Annotated in this window: 3 protein-coding genes; 1 reads left to right on the forward strand and 2 read right to left on the reverse strand. The window is 65.2% G+C overall.

Going from position 1 to position 2,994, the window contains the following annotated elements:
- Positions 1-80 precede the first annotated feature (80 nt).
- Positions 81-389 carry a thioredoxin family protein gene (locus RCH12_RS18385; RefSeq protein ID WP_327017866.1) on the forward strand — a complete coding sequence of 103 codons (309 nt, stop codon included), beginning with the start codon at positions 81-83 and terminating at the stop codon, positions 387-389.
- A 32-nt stretch (positions 390-421) separates the two neighbouring features.
- Here RCH12_RS18385 and istB read toward each other — a convergent pair whose 3' ends face one another.
- Positions 422-1,246, reverse strand: a complete 825-nt coding sequence (gene istB, locus RCH12_RS18390) for an IS21-like element helper ATPase IstB (protein WP_327017867.1) — start codon at positions 1,244-1,246, stop codon at positions 422-424.
- Positions 1,243-2,919: an IS21 family transposase gene (istA, locus tag RCH12_RS18395; RefSeq protein ID WP_327017868.1), complete on the reverse strand. Its 1,677-nt coding sequence runs from the start codon at positions 2,917-2,919 to the stop codon at positions 1,243-1,245. Before istA ends, istB begins: the two co-directional genes overlap by 4 nt.
- Positions 2,920-2,994: the final 75 nt, after the last annotated feature.

Genomic DNA, 2,994 nt, shown 5'->3' on the forward strand with positions numbered 1-2,994 from the left:
TGGCTATGTCAACCCAAGTCGGACCCACCTGGGCAATCTAAGCGGGACCCACTTCGGTGTGGAGCGAGGGATACTGGGGTATGCGCGTGGAGATTCTTCATATTGATGAGTGCCCGAATTGGGTCGAGGCCGGGACCCGGGTGGGAGCAGCGTTGGCCGAGCTGGGCTGTGGGGATGTCGAGGTGACGTATCGCTTGCTGACGGATAGCGTGCAGGCCGCGGCAGTTCCGTTCGCGGGCTCCCCGACGATACTTCTCGATGGTGTGGATGCGTTCCCATCGGGTGGGCGAACCTCCGATCTGGCGTGCCGGGTCTATCGCAGTGAGACTGGTTTCGCCGGCGTTCCTTCTGTTGCGCAGCTTGTCGAGGCGATCAAGGACCACGCCTGACCTTTCGCTCGGACGCGCCAGGGATGCCTCTGTCAACCGCTGAGCGTTGTTGCTGCGGTTCGCTGTTTCTGGGTGTGTGCGAGGCGGTAGGAGTCGGTGCCGGTCTCGATGATGGTGCCGTTGAAGGTGAGCCGGTCAACGATCGCGGCGCAAAGCCGCGGGTCCGTGAAGGTCTTTGTCCAGCCGGAGAATGACTCGTTTGAGGCGATCGCGATCGAGTTGTTCTCTTCTCGCTCGGTGAGGACCTGGAACAAGAGCTCGGCGCCTCGGCGGTCGAGTTCCATGTAGCCAAGTTCGTCGATCATCAGTAGGTCGACGCGGCCGTAACGGGCAATGGTGCGAGCGAGGTTCTTCTCGTCGGCCGCCTCGACGAGTTCGTTCACGAGGCGTGTGGCGAGCGTGTATTTGACCCGGAACCCCTTCTCCGCCGCTGCGGTGCCGAGGCCGATGAGAAGGTGACTCTTTCCTGTGCCGGAGTCGCCGATGAGACAGAGCGGTTGCCCTCGGCGGACCCAGTCACCGGTGGCGAGGGTGTTGATAGTGGCGGGGTTGATGTTCGGGTTCGCGTCGAAGTCGAAATCCCCGAGCCACTTATCCCTCGGGAACCCGGCCGCCTTCACTCGGCGGACGGAGGAGCGGCGGTCGCGGTCGTCGCACTCCGCCAGCAGCAGCTCGGCCAGGAACCCCTGGTAACTGAGCTGCTCCTTGTTCGCGGCGGCCGTGGCCTCGTCGACGACAGCGCGGATCGTCGGAAGACGAAGCCGCCGGCAGGCCTGGTCGATGGCAGCGTTTGCGGCTTCCTCGGTGAGACCTCGCCGTCGTCGGAGAGTAGTGGTGATGCTGGTCGTGGTGGTCATGAACCTGTTCCCTTCTTAGCCGCGGCCTTGGCCTCGGATGATTGGCGCTCGGGCAAGCGGAGCAGCTGGTCGTAGGCGTCAACGGACGGCAAGGGTCTGGTGTCGGACGGGAGGCCGGCGATGACGGCGGCCGGGTCGGCGAGGCGGCGCTGGGTAAGGCTGACAACTCGTCGCTCGGGACCACGAGCGTGTTCAACACGAGGACGGTCCAAACGGGACCCACCGAGGACCTGGTGTCGTCGGGCCTCGACCGCGACGACGTCCGCGGTCACGGCGCCGACGGTGAGCGCCGCGGTGATACCGGCGACGATGTCTTCGGCCGCCATCGATCGGTGCAACAAGAGGACGTCGATCAGGGCGCGGGTTCCGCCGGCATCACCATCGGTCTTCCTCGCCGCCGCCCAAAACGCTTCATGTGCTGACGTGAACTCCCCGGTCGCCCTGGCGTGAGCGAGAGCCGTCGAACCAGGAAGAGCGCCGGGCTTGTGGAGCAGGACCTCGAGGTAGTGATCCAGATTCACGCTCTGCCCGTGCAGAGTCACCACGCGGGGGTGCCGGGCGATCTCCGTGCGACCATCAAAGATGACCACTTCCGATGCGCGAAGCGACACCCGGACAGGCCGGCCGATGAACCGGGCTGGGACCGAGTAAGACGCCATCCGCACCCGGACCAGGCTCGACCGACTCACCCGCGGCGTCAACGACAGGCCCGGTTCGAACCGTTCCGCCGTGATCGGCGCCAGCAGCTCCCGCTCGAGAGCGAAGTCCTGGGCAACGGTGCGGATGCGGTCACCGATCCTGCGGTTCTCGTCGTCGAGATCCCACTGACGAACCCTCTCATTCAGCTCCGCGAGCGAGTCGACCACCGGCATCGGGGACAGGTGGGTGCGGCGGAACCGGCCGACGTCGCCCTCGATGCCGCCCTTCTCATGCGCGCCCTCGATCCCGGGATGGCAATAGAACGCATCGAACCCGTAGTGCGAGCGGAATAGCAGCCAGCGCTGATTCTCGGTGCGCTGACGGCCGCTGCCGTAGATGACCTTCACGACGGCGTCGGTGAGGTTGTCATAGCGGATGTGGCGGGTCGGGATGCCGCCGATATCCTCGAACGCGTCGATGTGACCCTCGAGGAACGCTTCCTGCGCTTGCGTCGGATAGATCCGGTGGATCGCCTTCCCCGAGTGCGAGAGACGGAAGGCGAACATGTGGCACTTCGTCTTCACCCCGCCCAGCACGACCCAGACCTCCCCGAAGTCGACCTCGGCCTCCGCGCCGGGTGCGTGCTCTTGCGGGATGAACACTTCCGGTAGCCGACCCGCCTCCATGTCGATCTCCGGGCGGCGGCGACGGACGTAGTCACGGACCGTCGAGTAGGACAACTCCGTGGCGTTGTGCTCCTCCGCGAGTCGAGCAAAGACGCGCCTCGCTGTGTGGCGCTGCTTGCGAGGGGCGTCGAGGTCTTGGCGGAGCATCTCGTCGATCGCTGGCTTGAACACTTCCAGCCGGGGCGCCGTCCGAACCCTCGGTTTTCGGGCCGGCGGCTCGGCCTGTGCAAGGGCCTGCCGAACTGTTGGCCGGCCGACGGCATGTCTTCGGGCCAGCTCCCTGATCGACAGACCCTCCACGCGTGCATCACGCCGGATCCGTGAGAACAACTCCACCCGAGACTCCATCCAAAACCTCCACCTTGAGCAACGAAAACACGTTGCAACAACGGTGAAGGTGGGTCCGGCTTAGATTGCCCCAGA

Source organism: Cryobacterium sp. MP_3.1 (assembly GCF_035984795.1).
Taxonomy (GTDB): Bacteria; Actinomycetota; Actinomycetes; order Actinomycetales; family Microbacteriaceae; genus Cryobacterium; species Cryobacterium zongtaii.